Source organism: Actinomyces sp. HMSC08A09, from assembly GCF_001807465.1.
In the GTDB taxonomy this organism is placed as follows: Bacteria; Actinomycetota; Actinomycetes; order Actinomycetales; family Actinomycetaceae; genus Actinomyces; species Actinomyces oris.
In genome coordinates, this window is sequence record NZ_KV789107.1 from 35,654 (window position 1) to 51,224 (window position 15,571).

A 15,571-nucleotide genomic window follows, 5' to 3' on the forward strand; every position below is an offset into this window, starting at 1 on the left:
ATGCCGGCGATGCGGGAGCCGGGGCGCCAGAGGCCCGGAGTAGTCAGGAACGAGCCTTTGAGGGCTGCCTCTTGTCCTCGTCACCGGCCACGGCCAGGGCCTCCTGGAGGGTGAAGTTGCCGTTGTAGAGCGCCTTGCCGACGATCGCGCCCTCCAGTCCCAGCGGCACCAGGCGACGCAGCGCGACCAGGTCGTCGAGGTGGGCGATACCTCCGGAGGCGACCACCGGGGCGGGGCTGCGCTGGCAGACCTCGGTGAGGAGCTCCGTGTTGGGGCCGCTCAGCGTGCCGTCGCGCGTGACGTCAGTGACGACGTAGCGCGCGCATCCTGCGGCGTTGAGACGCTCGAGGGTCTCCCACAGGTCTCCGCCCTCCTTGGTCCAGCCGCGGGCCGCCAGGGTGGAGCCGCGCACGTCGAGGCCGACCGCGATCTTCTCCCCGTGCTCGGCGATGACCCGTTCGGTCCACTCGGGGTCCTCCAGCGCCGCCGTGCCCAGGTTGACCCGGGCGGCGCCGGCGGCCAGGGCCCGGGCCAGTGAGGCGTCATCACGGATGCCCCCGGACAGCTCCACCTTGATGCCGACCTCGCCGACGATGCGCGCGAGCAGCTCATGGTTGGAGCCGCGCCCGAAGGCGGCGTCGAGGTCCACCAGGTGGATCCATTCGGCCCCGGCGCGCACCCAGTCCCGGGCGGCGTCAACGGGGCTGCCGTAGTCCGTCTCTGAGCCGACCTCTCCCTGAAGGAGGCGGACGGCCTTGCCATCGGCGACGTCGACGGCGGGAAGTAGAGTGAGCATGCGTTTCTCCTGCAGTGGTCGTGGGATGGCTCGGGTGGGGCTCAGAGGGTCGTCAACCAGTTGCGCAGCAGCTGGGCCCCTGCGTCACCGGACTTCTCGGGGTGGAACTGCGTGGCGCTCAGGGAGCCGTTCTCGACGGCGGCGATGAAGTCGTGGCCGTGAGTGGCCCACGTGACCTGCGGCAGGCGGGTGGGACCGGGGCCGAGCAGTTCGGCGGGGTCCTGGGTGGCCGCATAGGAGTGGACGAAGTAGAAGCGCTCCTCGGCGACGCCGTCGAACAGGACCGAGCCCGAGGGAGGGCGGACCAGACTCCACCCCATGTGCGGAACGACGTCGGCTCTCAAGTGCGACACGGTGCCGGGCCACTGCCCCAGCCCCTCCTCCGCGGTCCCGTGCTCATCGGAGCGCTCGAACATGACCTGCATGCCCACGCAGATTCCCAGGACCGGCCGCCCACCGGCCAGGCGCCGCTCAATGAGACGGGGGGCATCGACCTTCCGCAGCTGCCTCATGACCGCGCCGAAGGCACCCACCCCGGGGACCACGAGCCCATCGGCCTCGGTGACATCGTCCGGTTCGCAGGAGAAGGTCACCTGCGCTCCGACGCGTTCCAGAGCACGCATCGCTGAGCGGACATTGCCGGATCCGTAGGACAGGAGGGTGACGCGCGGCGCTTGCATGTGACACACCCTACCGTCCCGGTAGATCGTTCTGAGTATCCTCCACACTCTGAAACGCCCTGTGACGTGCGCAGAACCAGCACCGGCCGCACAGCCGCAACAACCTTGGAGCAGCGGTTCCGGGCACGTCGCGCCGACCGCGGCCTTGCGCGGGGACAGTGAGACGGCCGGGGCACATGTGCGATCCCGAATCCGGGTCGTCGGCTTCCTTTCACGAATCACCCAAGATGGGCGAGTATTCATCCGTGAGCATGCAGTTCCCCTCCGGCCAGGCCTCTGCGCCGCCTTGGCCGGCACCCCCGTCCCCACCGCATTCGCAGGCGGCCTCGCCCCACTCCCCCGCAGCGGCCGGGACAGGTTCGGGCGGCTCCAGCGGATCGCGCAGCGCTGCGCCGTTCTCCATTCCCGGAGTGCGGATCACCTCAGTGCTGGGGCGCGGTGGCTTCGCCACGGTCTATGCCGGGGTTCAGGACTCCCTGGAGCGTCCGGTCGCCGTCAAGGTGGACTCCCGCCCCTTGGATGATCCTCGCAATGAGCGGCGGTTCATGCGTGAGGTGCAGGCGGCCTCGAGAATCTCGGGGCATCCTCACGTGGTCTCGCTGGTCGACACCGGCAAGCTGCCCGATCTGCGCCCCTACCTGGTCATGGAGCTGTGCGCGGGCGGCAGCCTCTATGACCTCGTCTCGCGCGGGCCGACCCCCGCCTCCGACGCCGTGGCCCTCGTGGAGGCCGCTGCCTCGGCCCTGGGGGCCGCCCATGCGGCCGGCGTCATGCACCGGGACGTCAAGCCCGCCAACATCCTTCTGGACTCCTACGGCTCTCCCCGGCTGTCGGACTTCGGTATCGCCGCTGTCCAGCGCGAGGGTCAGGACCCCACCGTGACCCTGGAGTGCCTCACCCCCGACTTCGCCGCGCCGGAGGCCTTCATGCTGGCCAGCCCCGGCCCCGAGGGGGACGTATGGTCCATGGGTGCGGTGCTCTTCGCCCTGCTGACGGGCCGAGGCCCCAGGCGTGGTCCCGACGGCGTGCAGCGCAGCCTGCCGGAGATCGTCCGTTCCCTCGACGACCCCCTCAACCTCACCGACCCGAACGTCCCCGAGCTCCTGCTGCCGATCCTGAGCAAGGCGATGGATCCGGATCCCACGCACCGCTTCCGCAACGGTACGGAGCTCACGGAGGCCCTGGGGCAGATCCGTGAGGCTCTGGGGACGGGAAACCTGGCCGTCCGCGGGCCGGTGACCTCGTTGCGGCTGGTTGAGGCCGGGCTGGCACCGCCTCCGCGCAGCGAGGAGGCGGGCTCACCCAGCTCCTACGCTCCCAGCAGTGCATCGCAGTGGGCGGCATCGGACTCCGTCTTCCCGGTCCGCCCGACCGGCTCCTCGGGGTCCGCCGCCTCGGCGCCCTCCATCGTCTCAGGCGGGCTGGAGCACTCCGACAAGGCGCTGCTGAACGCGCCCGTGTCAGCACAGCGGAGTCAGTCACTGCGACTCTCCGGCCGAGAACGTCGGCGGATCACGCTGCGCTCCGCAGCGGTCGGCGCGGTTGCCGGCCTGGTCGTCGGTCTGGGCGCAGGGTGGGTGGCGGGTGCCCGTCTGGCTCCTGCGGCCAGTGCCACTGGCCCGTCAGGAGCCGTGTCCCAGCCCTCGTCGTCGGGTCAGGACAACGCCTCGACCCCACCGCACCCGGTGGGTACCTGCCTGGCGGGCACCACCTCGATCTCGGGCCAGACCACGGCCAGAAAGGTCAGCTGCAACGAGCCCCACTCCTGGGAGGTCTACCAGGTGGGGACCCTGGCGGAAAGCACCTCGGGTTCCAGTGATGACGACCTGGCGGCCGATCCCAACGTGCAGGCCACCTGTACCGCGCAGGCCGCCCAGCAGTACGGGGCCGCCGATCCGAGCACATCGGTCCTGGGACCGGGGGAGGCCGGTTGGAACGCCGGGAAGCGGGGCTTCTCCTGCATCGCCTCCGACAAGGACGGACAGCGGACGAGCTCCTACGCCGGCTAGGAGCCGCCCGCCCCTGGTCGGCGGCGGGCGGCGCGTGCCGGTGTGGTCACTGCGGGGGACGGCGCAGGCCGCGTCCGAACCAGCGCATCGCCCGGGGCGCCTGGATCTCGGAGGACTTCACCGCTCCGGGGACGTCGTCGGCGTCGATGACTCCCAGGAGGACGTCCTCGACGACCTGGTCCATGGAGGCCAGCAGGAGCCCCGCCGAGGCCTCCTCGCCGGGCTGGCCGTTGGTGAAGTGGCGGGCGGTGATCGTCCCGGACAGGCCGGACTCGATACCGACGTCGGTGGCCAGGTCAGCGGTCATGAGGACGGCGCCGGCCCGGGACAGGCGGGAGAGCTGGGCGGCCAGCTCCGCGGCCTCGGCCGGCTCGGAGTCGGAGCCGCCGAGCAGCTCGGCCACGTCCCAGTCCGAGTGGGCGGAGACGAACTGCTTGACCGCGAAGGCCCCGCTGGAGGAGGGCACCACGGTGCAGTCAAGGTCCAGCAGGGAGCACATTCCGGCCAGGCCGTCGGCCTGGTTCAGCGGAGTCATGACGACGGCGACCTTGACCGCCCGGGGAGCCTGGTCCTCGGACTGATCGGGCACGTAGGAGCTCAGGGATTCGGCCGCGGCGGCGATCTGCGCCTCCTGGGCATCGGTGAGCCGGGAGCGGTCGGAGTCCTCCGTTGTCTCGTCTCCCCCGTTCAGGGGACGGTAGGTGTTGTGGGGGACGTCGTCGGGCCTGATGTCTGCCGGTCCGCTCTCCCCCGCGGAGCCGGCCGATACGGAGCCGTCCTCCACCGGGGTCTGCCGGCCCGGTTCGCTGCCGGCCTCCTGCACAGCCCCCAGGTCCTCGGCTGAGAGGTCGTCGGGGATGTCCACGTCGCTCATGAGGGCGGCGAACTCGGCGTCCAGGTCGCGCTGGTGGTCCTGGTGGTCGTCGCGGCTCTCGTCGGGTCGGGGGGTCTGGTCCATCACAGGCTTCCCTTCGTCGATGGGATGGTCTCGACACGGGGGTCGTCCTCCACGGCTGCGCGCAGGGCGCGGGCCAGGGCCTTGAACTCGGCCTCGGCGATGTGGTGGGGGTCGCGCCCGGACAGCACCCGCACGTGCAGGCAGATGCCGGCATGGTAGGCGATGGCCTCCAGCACGTGGCGCACCATGGAACCGGTGAAGTGCCCCCCGATGAGGTGGTGGACGAAGGCCTCCGACTCCCCCTCGTGCACCAGGTAGGGGCGTCCGGAGATGTCGACGACGGCATGAGCCAGAGCCTCATCCAGGGGAACGCTGGCCTCGCCGAAACGGCGGATGCCGCGCTTGTCCCCCAGGGTGACGCGCAGGGCCTCACCGATGCAGATGGCGGTGTCCTCCACGGTGTGGTGCACGTCGATCTCGGTGTCACCGGTGGCGCGCACCGTCAGATCGATGAGTGAGTGGCGCCCCAGCGCGGTGAGCATGTGGTCGTAGAAGGGAACGGTGGTGGAGATGTCGGTCTGGCCCGTGCCATCGAGGTTGATCTCGACGACGACGCTCGACTCGCTCGTGGCTCGCTCAATGCGCGCGGTACGGCTCATAGGTGCTTCCTCAGCATCGGGTGTCGTGCTTTTCCTGCACAGTGGTTGATAGGTATCTCAATCGATAGCAACCCTACCGGTCCCAGGCGCCGATCGCTGCCGGCATCCCTCTCACCTGCCGATGGCTGAGGTCAGGGCGGCGCGCAGGCGTGCCATCTCCTCCGGCGTTCCGATGCTGGCGCGCAGGAAGCCCTCGGGGCCGACGACACGGATGAGGACCCCGGCGTCGAGCAGGGTCTGCCAGACGGCCTCCCGGTCGGGGAAGGGTCCGAACAGGACGAAGTTGGCGTCCGATTCGTGCGCGCTCAGGCCCTGGGTGCGCAGCCAGTCCACGAAGGCATCGCGCTCATCGCGCAGGGAGGCCACCTGAGCCATGAGCTCATCGCGGTGGGACAGGGCGGCCAGGGCGGCGGCCTGGGTGACGGCGGAGAGGTGGTAGGGCAGGCGCACCACGCGCAGGGCGTCTACCAAGGCGCGGTCGGCGGCCAGGTAGCCCAGGCGCAGGCCGGCCGCTCCGAAGGCCTTGGACATGGTGCGGGTGACGGCCAGGTGCGGGTTGTCCGGCCCCACCAGCTCCAGGGCGCTAGGTACGCCCGGGCGGCGGAACTCGGCGTAGGCCTCATCGATGACGACGACGCAGTCGCTGGCCCGGGCGGGCGAGCCGATCTCGGCTCCGAGCATGGGGCCGTGGCCGCGGGCGGCCTCAAGGATCCGCTTGATGTCCTCCAGCGGCAGGGCGGTTCCGGTCGGGTTGTTGGGGCTGGCCAGGATGACGACGGCCGGCCGCAGCTCCTTGATCGCGTTCGCTGCGCCATCCACGTCGAGGGTGAAGTCCTTGCGGCGCGGTCGGGTGGCGTAGTCGGTCAGTGTGTCGCGGGCGTACTCGGGGTACATCGAGTACGTGGGGGTGAAGCTCAGGCAGGTGCGCCCGGGGCCACCGAAGGCCTGGAGCACGTGGAGCATGACTTCGTTGGAGCCGTTGGCCGCCCAGATCTGCTCAGGCGTCAGGTGCGCGCCGGACTCGACCGCGAGATAGTCCGCGAGCGCGGCCCGCAGCCGGGGGAAGTCCCGCTCCGGGTAGCGGTTGAGTCCCTGGGCGGCCTGAGCCACGGCGGTGGCGATCGACTCGATGACCGCGGCCGAGGGAGGGTAGGGATTCTCGTTGACGTTCAGTCTCACGGGGACGTCGATCTCGGGGGCCCCGTAGGGGGCCTCGCCCTCCAGGTCCGGTCTCAGGGGCAGGTTCGCGTTCACGCCTGGAGTCTACGGCTCGGTCCGCTCCAGCGGTTGGGCCGCCCATCCGGTGGTACTGCGGCGCCGAGGGTGGCGGTCGCAGTGTCCTGCTGGCGGCGTTGTCAGTGCGGATCGCTGGTGAGCATGATCTCCTGGTAGTCGAGGCGGTTCAGGGCGTGCTCTAGGGAGTCGGCCGAGTAGAGGCCCTCGTCGCCGGCGTCGAGAAGGGCCTCGCGCTGGGCTCGGATCATGTCCAGGGCGCGTTCTCGCATGGGGGCGAGCTCGTCGTGGCGCCAGGTGGGGTCGGCCCAGGCTTTGGCAACGGCTGCCGGCGAGACGACGACGTCTTTGCCCTGCCTGCGTACGAGACCGTGCTGCTCAGTGGTGGGGTTGAGGCTCTCGTTGTTCTCTGGGTCGGGGGCGGTTTGTGAGACCTTGTCCAGGCCGGGAGCGCTCATGGTCGTATGTGTGTCCGAGGCGTCGGGGTCTGCGGCGCCGGTGAGCACTGTGGGGGCGGCCTGTTGGGAGGCACCGTGAGTGTCGACGGAGGCGACGTCGCGGGCGGCGTTGACCAGCAGCGAGATGACCGCGGCCTTCTCCTCCTCGTCGGCGGGCCCGGCCATGGCGGGTCTGGCGACGCGGACCAGGGCGGGCAGCGTGAGTCCTTGGATCGTCAGTGAGCCGGCGGCCACGAGCATGGCCACCAGGAGGAGGAAGGAGTAATGCGGCGCTGTGACCGGCAGGGTCTGGGCGGCTGCCAGGGTGATGGCGCCGCGCATGCCTGCCCATACGATGACGGCGCCTTCGCGTCTGCCCAGGGGCTCGGCTGCGAAGTAGTCCAGGTCGGCGCCCCGGCGTCTGACTCGACTGGAGAGCCTGCGTGCGCGCCGAGCGATGCTCTCGTGGTTGGTCGCCTGGCGGAGCTTGCGCTGGACCTGTGCGAAGGGGCGCCGGTCCCAGGGGACCGGGGGCATCTCGGACTCTCCGCGCACGATGGCCGAGCAGCGGTTCTGGAACTGGTGGATGGCCTCCTCGTTCTCCTGCCAGTGGATCGCCCAGCGCGCGGTCCGGTGGCTGAGGAGCTTGAGCATGGGGGCCACGACCAGCGCCCGGATGACGACGGTCAGCGCGCCGGCGACGACAGCGACCGCGATGGCCCGGACAATACCGAGAGCTGAGGCACCGACCTTCTCCACGACGCCGAAGAATTCCAGCCCCATGACCAGGAAGATGAGTCCTTCCAAGGTGAGCTCGACGGTGTGCCAGTTGGTGCGTGAGGCCACCCGGTGGGCCGGCGGCAGCATCCGGGGACCGCGGTGGCCGGTGATGAGCCCGGCGACGACGGCTGCCACGAGACCCGAGCCGTGCATGTGCTCGGCCGGGATCGCCGCGAGGAAGGGGACGGTGAAGGACACCACCGTGTCCACGGTGGGGTCGGTGATGTGGGAGCGCACCCGCAGGCTCGCCTCGCCGACGAGCCACCCCACCCCCAGGGCGACGAGGACCGCCAGGGCGAAGCCGCCCAGGACGCCTCCGACACTCACTCCGCCGGAGGTGGCCGCGGAGACGGCGGAGGACAGGACCACCAGGGCGGTGGCGTCGTTGAGCAGCCCCTCCCCCTCCAGGACGGTGATGATGCGCTGGGAGACTCCCAGCCGGCGGGCGATGGAGATGGCCACGGCGTCGGTGGGGCTGAGGATCGCCCCCATGGCGATGGCCCAGGCCAGGGAGAGCCCCGGAACCAGGAGGGTGAGGACCGCGCCGATCACCGCGGCGGACAGGGGCACCAGCAGGATGGCCAGCACCGCCACCGGGGCGAGCTCGCGGCGGAAGTTGATGGTGGAGATACTCACCGCGGTGGAGAACAGCAGCGGGGGGAGGATCCCCTCCAGGACCACCTGGGGGTCCAGCTCGATCGCCGGGATGAAGGGCAGGAAGCCCACGGCAGTGCCGCCCGCCAGGAGGATCAGCGCCGGGGCGACACCGATGCGGTCGCTGAGCTGAGAGGCCGCAGCGATGGCCAAAGTGCCCAGCACGGCGATGATGAGGAGGTCCATGGGCCAAGGGTATCCAAGACGGTGTCGTCTTGATCGTCCACGCTACCGTGGTTCTGTGACGATCACAGACTTCCAGGACTCTGAAGACGCTGAGTGCTCCGAGTGCTCCGAGTGCGATGATCTGCGCGACTCGCCCGTGCGTGAGCGGGCCGAGGCCGTCCTGCGCGAGCTCGTGGGGCGCAGCGACGCGCGCCTGCGTGAGGACCAGTGGCGGGCGATCGAGGCGCTGGTCATCGCACGTCGCCGAGCCCTGGTGGTCCAGCGCACCGGGTGGGGGAAGTCAGCGGTGTACTTCGTGGCGACGGTGCTGCTGCGAGAGGGCTGGGGAGGGTGGAGCCCGGGCACCCCACCGCCATCCCCCGGTGCGCGCACCGGCACCGGGGCGAGCGTCATCATCTCGCCGCTGCTGGCCCTCATGCGCGACCAAGTGGCCGCCGCCGAGCGCGCCGGAATCCGGGCCGTGACCATGAACTCGGCCAATGTCACGCAGTGGGATGAGATTCAGGCCCAGGTGGCCGGTGGTGAGGTCGATGTCCTGCTGGTCTCCCCGGAGCGCCTCAACAACCCGGTCTTCCGTGATGAGGTCCTCCCCCACCTGGCTGCGAGCGCCGTACTGGTGGTCATCGACGAGGCCCACTGCATCTCGGACTGGGGCCACGACTTCCGCCCTGACTACCGGCGCATCGCCACCCTGCTGGCCGGTCTGCCGCCGCGCACCCCGGTCCTGGCCACGACAGCGACCGCGAACCGCCGGGTCAGTGCCGACATCGCTGAGCAGCTGGGGGCGTCTCTGGACGCAGCCGGGGCGGACGGCGAGCAGGTCCTGGTGCTGCGAGGGACCCTGGAGCGCGGCTCCCTCCACCTGGGGGTCAGGATGCTGCCGGATGCCGCCTCACGCCTGGCCTGGCTGACCGCCTATGTCCGCTACGCTCACGGCAGCGGCATCATCTACTGCCTGACGGTCTCGGCGGCGCAGGAGGTCGCCGAGCACCTGCGTGCGGCGGGCGCGGAGGTGGCCGCCTACACGGGGCAGACCGACGCCGCCGAGCGCGAGCGCCTGGAGGAGGATCTCAAGGCCAACCGGGTCAGGGCGCTGGTGGCCACCTCCGCTCTGGGCATGGGCTTCGACAAGCCGGACCTGGCCTTCGTGGTGCACCTGGGGGCTCCTTCCTCGCCGGTGAGCTACTACCAGCAGGTGGGGCGCGCCGGCCGCGGAGTGGAGCGGGCCGAGGTAGTCCTGCTGCCCGGCCAGGAGGACCGGGCCATCTGGGAGTGGTTCGGCTCGCAGGGTTTCCCGCCCGAGGAGCAGGTTCGCGTGGTCCTCGATGCTCTGGAGGAGCGCAGGGCCGCGGGCGGCGGGGCGATCTCGACGGCGGTGCTGGAGACGGCGACCTCGTTGCGGCGCAGCCGGCTGGAGTCCATGCTCAAGGTTCTCGATGTCGACGGCGCCGTGCGCCGGGTTCGTGGCGGCTGGGAGTCCACCGGCCGGCCCTGGCGCTATGACGCGCAGCGTTATGCGCGAGTCGAGGCCGCGCGCCGGGCCGAGCAGGAGGCGATGGTCGCCTATGAGCGCCTCGGGACCGATACTGGCCCTGGGCGGACAACCGTGTCGTGCCGGATGGCCTTTCTGAGGTCGGTGCTCGATGATCCCTTGCTTGAGCAGGGATGGCGCTGCGGAGCCTGTGACCTGTGCGGGGGCCTGGACCTGCCTGACGCCCCTGACCAGGAGCAGGTCGGTGCCGCTCGAGAGGCGCTCGGGAGGGTGGGGGTCGAGCTGCGGGCACGCCGCCAGTGGCCCATCGGGATGGACCGGCTGGGCCTGGGCCGTTTCAAGGGTCGTATCGGGGCCGACCATCAGGCGGCGACCGGGCTGGCGGTGGGCAGGCTGGATGGGTTGGGGACCTCAGTGGTACTGCGCGAGCTGGTGGCCTACGCCTCCGACGGCGAGGTCCCGGTGGCGCTCAGGCCACAGGTGCTTCAGGCGGTGGACCGGCTCGCTGAGATCATCCGCGACGAGCAGGAGGCCACCGGCTCCGACGGGCCGCCGGGCGGAGAGCCGGCCGTCGTCGTCGTGGACTCCCGCACCCGCCCCCGCATGGTCCGCCGGCTGGGGCACGCCGTGGCCGCACGGCTGGGCGCACGGGCCTTGGGCGTCGTGGGCCTGTCCGGTCAGGAACCACCGCAGCACGATGTGGGCTCTGCGTTTCGCCTGGCGCAGGTGGCCCGCAGCCTGACGCTCCAGGGCTGGTCGGCCCAGGCCCTTGACGAGCTGCGCGAGCGCACCGTGGTCCTCGTGGACGACTGGAGCGACTCCGGCTGGACGCTCACGACGGCTGCCTTCCTCCTGCGCGAGGCGGGGGCGGCGGCGGTCCACCCCTTCGTGCTGGCGCAGAGGTAGGTGCCGGTGGGCACTGCCTGAGCAGGCAGCGCCCACCGGCACCGGCGTCCTAGAAACCCGTGGAGACGGCGGCAAGTGCGGGAGCCACCTGGCCTCCGGGAGTTCCGACCTGATCCTCGAGGTAGTACCACCAGAAAGGGGCTCCCCAGGCGTCGGAGCGCCCCAGTGCCGCGCCAGTGACGTGCTCGGCGACGGCGGTGCGGGCCGCCACGGGGTCGGAGACCGAGCCGAACCACCAGGGACCGGCGTTGAGGTCCGCTCCCCCGTACCCGAGCTCGGTCACGGCGATCCGGGAGGAGGAGAAGGCGGCCTCCAGGGCGCTGAGAACCCGGTCGGCGGCTGTTCCGAGCGGATGGAGCTGGGGGTAGACGGACAGTCCCACGACGTCGATCAGCTCCCTGATCGATGCGGGGAGCTCCCTGGCTGCATAGCTGAACAGGGAGTAGGTCGGGTCCGCCTGCCCGAGCTGGTAGTACAGGGTGAGCACCGTCGTGGCGCTGGTGCGCTCGCGCACGGCCTTGGCCGCTCGCTGGGCCTTGGCCACCGGCCCGGTGCCCAGCCAGTCCCCACCGATCTCGTTGCCGATCTCCCAGGCGTCGACGTTGGGAAGCGCCTTGATAAGAGTGTCGACCCGCGTGTCCCAGGCGGAGTCGGTCAGGGCGGCCAGGTCGTGGGAGTCGCAGATCTGGACCAGGGCCTGGCCGCCCTGCGCGTGCAGGGCCTCCACCGTGTTGCGCCAACCGGTCATTTCCTCGGCGTCATTGGGGTCGCCGATGACGAGGCGGGCTGAGACCTTCCGCTTGCCGCCCCCCGGTCCGCTGGGGGCCAGTGCTGCGGCGATCTCGGCGGAGGTGGGCACCCGGGTGAAGGTCACCCCGATCACGGCGTCCTGCGGCGCCTGAGCGGACAGCGCCCGGTCCAGGGAGAGCTGGGCCCCGGCAGCCGACTCCAGGGCGGAGTTCGCCAGGCGGCCCCGCTCCGTCCAGGACTGGGCCTTGGCACAGGCATCCAGGGACTGCTGGGCGGAGGCCCGCAGCTTTTCCGCCTCGTCAGCGCCCTTGAAGCCCTTCGCAGTGGCCTGCGCGAGGCGCTCGGCCTGCCGACCGTGGAGGGTTCGGGCCGCCAACTCCAGGAGATCGTGCTCCCCGGAGGCCGGTAGATCCGCCATGAGTGCCGAGTACCCGTGGCTGGTCGGCCACGACAGGGTCAGCGTGCACTCACGCCCGGCAGGCACATCGATGCCAATGGCACCACCCTCATCCTGGTAGAGGGGGCCGACGGCGATGACCTCCAGGGTCTTGGCATCCAGCAGCGCGTCGTCATAGCCGACCTCGCCCTTGCCGTTGGACTGAATGCGTCGCAGCGCCTCGAGGTTGAGGGCACTGCCCTGCGCATCACTGACGTGAAGGCTCACATGGGTGGTCGCCCCGTCCCCCATGGCCGTCGGAGTCACGTTCGCGTGCCCGCAGGAGGACACTGACGCTCCCAGAATCCCGGTGCCCAGGAGCGCCAGCACCCTTCTGCGGTTGGTCTCGATTGTCATGGAATCAGTATCCCAGTCTTCTGAAAGAGATTTCGACCGTACGGTCCCATGTCCGTGGCTCGGAGGCTGCTGAGTCTCATAGCCTGCGCCGCGGTCATTTCAGCTCCGAGGCTGGCACGAAGGTGTATCCCTCGGCCTTGATACCGGTGACGATCTTCTTCAGCTCGGCCAGCGGGTAGTAGGGGTGGAAGAAGAAGCTGGCGGTGGCGTGAGTGTTGACCAGGTTGAGCTTGGCCGCGTCGATGATCTCCTGAGCCAGGCGCGGCGGGTGCTGGTTGATCTCGTTGGGCTCGAAGTTGCCCAGGTTCTCAGGCAGGACGTGGGTCCCGTAGGGGTCGTTGACCGCGTAGGGGAAGAACTGCCCGTAGTAGTCGTGGGGACCGGCCTGGGTGTTGGTCAGGGTGCCGGCGTAGAGGAGCTCGCGCTCGTAGCGCACCGGGTAGTGCTCGCCGATGCCGTAGTAGGCCTCACGGGTGGCCGAGTAGTGCGGGGTCTCGAAGATCTCCGGAGTCGGCAGACCGACCTCGCCGAAGATCTGGCGCCCCTGGTCCACGCGCTCGGAAGCCCATTCCTGGGAGGTACCCGGCAGAGTGCCTCCGATCTGCACGAAGGACTTGTCCTGGCAGTCGATGGGTGGGGCCTTGGTGTCGTTGGTGGCCGAGCACCACGAGCGGATGAACTCGAAGTCGTCAGCGGAGACGGCGTTGTAAGGGTTGTCCAGGGTCCCGAACTGGTGGGTGGTGCCGTGCTGAACGATCGTTCCGCCCTTGTTCACCGCGTCCTGCAGGACCTCCACCAGCTCCGGGGCGTCCTCCAGGGTGAGCTCCTTGGGCGTCCCGTTGTTCTCGGTGCCCTTGGGGTCGATGTACTTGGGCACCACCGCCATCTGGAAGGGCACGTTCTGGCTGTGGAGGTAGTCGACGATCGCCTGCAGCTCCTCGGGGTCGCTGTCCGGGGTCACGTCCTCCAGGCGCACAGCGGCCTGACGGAACTGCTGGGCACCGGGCTGGAGGAAGTCCAGGAGGATGTCGGCGGCTGCGATGTAGCGGTCCTGCTCGCCCAGGTAGGTCAGGGGGATCTCGCCGATGAAGGTCATTCCCGAGGAGCTGACCGCCCAGGGGAAGGAGGTGGTGCCGGACTGGGCGACGGAGGCGCAGGCGGTGGCCGCGCCATCGGGCTTGGAGCACTCGGCGCGCCCCAGGACCTTGACGTCCTTGTCCCGGACGATGTGCGGAGCGATGATCCCGCCGGAGTTGAGCTCATTGCGCTTCAGGGAGGCGCCGTTGTAGCTGATCTTGGTGACCCGGTCGGTGGAGTCGATGTAGGAGGTGGCGGCGTCCCAGCCGTAGCGCTGGGTGAAGGCGGCGCGGTCGGCGTCGGTCTTGGCCAGCTGCCAGATGTTGAAGCCGGACCACATGACGGGGACGTTGCCGGTCAGGGCGTCGTCGATGAAGGCCCGCGGCAGGGGCTCGTCGTAGGTGGAGCCGATGTAGACCACGTTGGTGAAGCGACCGGCCAGGCCGGCGACGTAGTCCTTGACCGGGAGGGTCGTCACGGTCCCGGAGTGGCTGGCCAGGGTACCCATGCTCAGGGCGTAGTACTCCCCCAGCTTGGCGTAGTCACCGGTGGTGTCGAACAGGACCAGGGTCGATGCCGGCCCCGCCTCCTGGTTGGAGAAGCTCACCGCTCCGACAGGAACCTCGGGCGCGTTCTGCTTCAGGTCGCGGATCTTGACCTGTCCTGCGGCGGGCGCGGGCTTGTTGAGATCCACGTCGGCCTGCTTGTCGCCCTTGAGGGGGAGCTCCTTCTTGGCCGCGGCGGCCGGCTCGGGCGGAGCCGGAAGCGGGTTCTTGGCCGGGTCGGCGTCATTGGCCTGGGCCCCGTCGGCGGGTTTGGCCGCGGCGGCCTGGATCGCGGCCGGCACCTGCGCGCCGGGGGCGGGTGCGGCCTGGGCGGGGCCGACTGCGGCGATGGAGCTGCCCAGGCACACCGCGATGGCGGCCAGTGCGCAGCGGCGGCGTCGTGCGGTCATAAGGGTCGGGGGGATCATGAACGCTCCTTCGATGAGGTGGGAACGGGTTCAAACTCGGGAAGGGGGACACCGCGGCCGAACAGGGCTGCGGTGGCGGCCAGGATGCGCTTGCACGCGTGTCCGTCGCCGTAGGGGTTGGCGGCCTGGGCCATAGCGGTGTAGGCCGCCTCGTCGGTCAGCAGGGTGGAGACCCTCTCGACGATGCGCTCCTCGTCGGTCCCGACCAGCTCGGCGACCCCGAAGGCGACCGCCTCGGGACGCTCGGTGTTGTCCCGCATGACCAGGACGGGCTTGGACAGCGCGGGCGCCTCCTCCTGGACGCCGCCGGAGTCGGTGAGCACGACGTCGCAGCGGTCGATGAGTGCACAGAAGGCGCCGTACTCCAGCGGGTCGCACCAGATGACATTGGTGTGGCCCTCGATCTGGGGCAGGAGGTCCTCGCGAACCTTGGGGTTGCGGTGGACCGGCAGCACGAAGAGCACCTCGGGGTGCTTGTCGGCCAGGCGCGCGACGGCGCGGCCAATGGCCCGCATCGGCTCGCCCCAGGACTCACGGCGGTGGGCGGTGACGAGCACGACTCGCCGGGAGGCGTCCTTCAGTGCTGCAGCCAGCTCCTCGTCCGGTGGCGGGACCCGGCGGTCGACGGCGACCAGGAGCGCGTCGATGACCGTGTTGCCCGTGACGCTGACGGTCTGCGGGTCGGTGTTCTCGCGCAGCAGGTTGTCCCGGCTGGTGGTGGTGGGACACAGGTGCAGGGCGGTCACCTGGCTGATGAGCCGCCGGTTGGCCTCCTCGGGGAAGGGTGAGGAGATGTCCCCGGTGCGCAGGCCTGCCTCGACGTGGAGGACTGGGACCTCGTGGTAAAAGGCCGCCAGCGCGGCGGCGAAGGCGGAGGTGGTGTCCCCCTGGACGACGACGGCGTCGGGCCGGTGGGCCTCGATGGCCTGCCCCACCCCTTGCAGGCAGCGGTTGGTGATCTGGGTGAGGGTCTGCCCCGGCGAGTGGATGTCGAGGTCGTCGTCGGGCACGATTCCGAAGAACTCGTGCACCTGGTCGAGCATCTCGCGGTGCTGCCCGGTGACGACGACGATCGGATTGAAACGCTCGTCGTCGCGCATGGCGGCCACCAGAGGGGCGAGCTTGATCGCCTCCGGGCGGGTGCCGTAGACGAGCATGACCCTCAGGGGGCCGCCCGTTTGCGTGGAGTCGGTGGTCATGGGGTTCTCCTGGTCGTGTGTCGGGAGTGGGACGAGCTGGTCCTCAGTG

General features: G+C 70.2%; 11 protein-coding genes. 2 read left to right on the forward strand and 9 right to left on the reverse strand.

What is annotated here, in order from left to right:
• Nucleotides 1-43: 43 nt before the first annotated feature.
• Both priA and hisH read right to left on the reverse strand, forming a co-directional pair.
• Nucleotides 44-796 carry a bifunctional 1-(5-phosphoribosyl)-5-((5-phosphoribosylamino)methylideneamino)imidazole-4-carboxamide isomerase/phosphoribosylanthranilate isomerase PriA gene (priA, locus tag HMPREF3165_RS04855; protein ID WP_009406038.1) on the reverse strand — a complete coding sequence of 251 codons (753 nt, stop codon included), beginning with the start codon at nt 794-796 and terminating at the stop codon, nt 44-46.
• Nucleotides 797-837: 41 nt separating this feature from the next.
• Complete coding sequence (gene hisH / locus HMPREF3165_RS04860; RefSeq protein ID WP_040321356.1) at nt 838-1,476, reverse strand: imidazole glycerol phosphate synthase subunit HisH; 639 nt, start codon at nt 1,474-1,476, stop codon at nt 838-840.
• 425 nt (nt 1,477-1,901) lie between these two features.
• On the opposite strand from hisH, the gene HMPREF3165_RS04865 reads away from it, so the two are divergent.
• Nucleotides 1,902-3,485 carry a serine/threonine-protein kinase gene (locus HMPREF3165_RS04865; RefSeq protein ID WP_070511268.1) on the forward strand — a complete coding sequence of 528 codons (1,584 nt, stop codon included), beginning with the start codon at nt 1,902-1,904 and terminating at the stop codon, nt 3,483-3,485.
• A gap of 46 nt (nt 3,486-3,531) precedes the next feature.
• Here the strand turns inward: HMPREF3165_RS04865 and HMPREF3165_RS04870 are convergent, their stop codons facing one another.
• From HMPREF3165_RS04870 to HMPREF3165_RS04885, 4 genes are all read right to left on the reverse strand, one after another.
• Complete coding sequence (locus HMPREF3165_RS04870; protein ID WP_176747000.1) at nt 3,532-4,443, reverse strand: hypothetical protein; 912 nt, start codon at nt 4,441-4,443, stop codon at nt 3,532-3,534.
• Nucleotides 4,443-5,042, reverse strand: a complete 600-nt coding sequence (gene hisB, locus HMPREF3165_RS04875; RefSeq protein WP_070511238.1) for an imidazoleglycerol-phosphate dehydratase HisB — start codon at nt 5,040-5,042, stop codon at nt 4,443-4,445. Before hisB ends, HMPREF3165_RS04870 begins: the two co-directional genes overlap by 1 nt.
• A gap of 111 nt (nt 5,043-5,153) precedes the next feature.
• A complete protein-coding gene (locus tag HMPREF3165_RS04880) occupies nt 5,154-6,296 on the reverse strand; it encodes a histidinol-phosphate transaminase (protein WP_070511239.1) in 1,143 nt (380 codons plus the stop codon).
• Between the two features lie 101 nt (nt 6,297-6,397).
• On the reverse strand, nt 6,398-8,332 hold the full coding sequence (locus tag HMPREF3165_RS04885; protein WP_070511241.1) for a cation:proton antiporter: 1,935 nt from the start codon (nt 8,330-8,332) through the stop codon (nt 6,398-6,400).
• A 55-nt stretch (nt 8,333-8,387) separates the two neighbouring features.
• Here HMPREF3165_RS04885 and HMPREF3165_RS04890 point away from each other — a divergent pair, with 55 nt between their 5' ends.
• Nucleotides 8,388-10,730 carry a RecQ family ATP-dependent DNA helicase gene (locus HMPREF3165_RS04890; protein WP_070511243.1) on the forward strand — a complete coding sequence of 781 codons (2,343 nt, stop codon included), beginning with the start codon at nt 8,388-8,390 and terminating at the stop codon, nt 10,728-10,730.
• Nucleotides 10,731-10,779: 49 nt separating this feature from the next.
• Here the strand turns inward: HMPREF3165_RS04890 and HMPREF3165_RS04895 are convergent, their stop codons facing one another.
• From HMPREF3165_RS04895 to wecB, 3 genes are all read right to left on the reverse strand, one after another.
• On the reverse strand, nt 10,780-12,273 hold the full coding sequence (locus tag HMPREF3165_RS04895; RefSeq protein ID WP_070511245.1) for a Tat pathway signal sequence: 1,494 nt from the start codon (nt 12,271-12,273) through the stop codon (nt 10,780-10,782).
• A 94-nt stretch (nt 12,274-12,367) separates the two neighbouring features.
• Nucleotides 12,368-14,323, reverse strand: a complete 1,956-nt coding sequence (locus HMPREF3165_RS04900) for a DUF2334 domain-containing protein (protein WP_070511247.1) — start codon at nt 14,321-14,323, stop codon at nt 12,368-12,370.
• Nucleotides 14,320-15,522 carry a non-hydrolyzing UDP-N-acetylglucosamine 2-epimerase gene (gene wecB / locus HMPREF3165_RS04905; protein ID WP_070511270.1) on the reverse strand — a complete coding sequence of 401 codons (1,203 nt, stop codon included), beginning with the start codon at nt 15,520-15,522 and terminating at the stop codon, nt 14,320-14,322. The genes HMPREF3165_RS04900 and wecB overlap by 4 nt, the downstream gene beginning before the upstream one ends.
• Nucleotides 15,523-15,571 lie beyond the last annotated feature (49 nt).

What these genes read in the sequence shown, in the direction of transcription:
- priA (WP_009406038.1), bottom strand. Translation starts at nt 796, where the DNA reads ATGCTCACTCTACTTCCCGCCGTCGACGTCGCCGATGGCAAGGCCGTC.
- hisH (WP_040321356.1), bottom strand. Translation starts at nt 1,476, where the DNA reads ATGCAAGCGCCGCGCGTCACCCTCCTGTCCTACGGATCCGGCAATGTC.
- HMPREF3165_RS04870 (WP_176747000.1), bottom strand. Translation starts at nt 4,443, where the DNA reads ATGGACCAGACCCCCCGACCCGACGAGAGCCGCGACGACCACCAGGAC.
- hisB (WP_070511238.1), bottom strand. Translation starts at nt 5,042, where the DNA reads ATGAGCCGTACCGCGCGCATTGAGCGAGCCACGAGCGAGTCGAGCGTC.
- HMPREF3165_RS04885 (WP_070511241.1), bottom strand. Translation starts at nt 8,332, where the DNA reads ATGGACCTCCTCATCATCGCCGTGCTGGGCACTTTGGCCATCGCTGCG.
- HMPREF3165_RS04895 (WP_070511245.1), bottom strand. Translation starts at nt 12,273, where the DNA reads ATGACAATCGAGACCAACCGCAGAAGGGTGCTGGCGCTCCTGGGCACC.
- HMPREF3165_RS04900 (WP_070511247.1), bottom strand. Translation starts at nt 14,323, where the DNA reads ATGATCCCCCCGACCCTTATGACCGCACGACGCCGCCGCTGCGCACTG.
- wecB (WP_070511270.1), bottom strand. Translation starts at nt 15,522, where the DNA reads ATGACCACCGACTCCACGCAAACGGGCGGCCCCCTGAGGGTCATGCTC.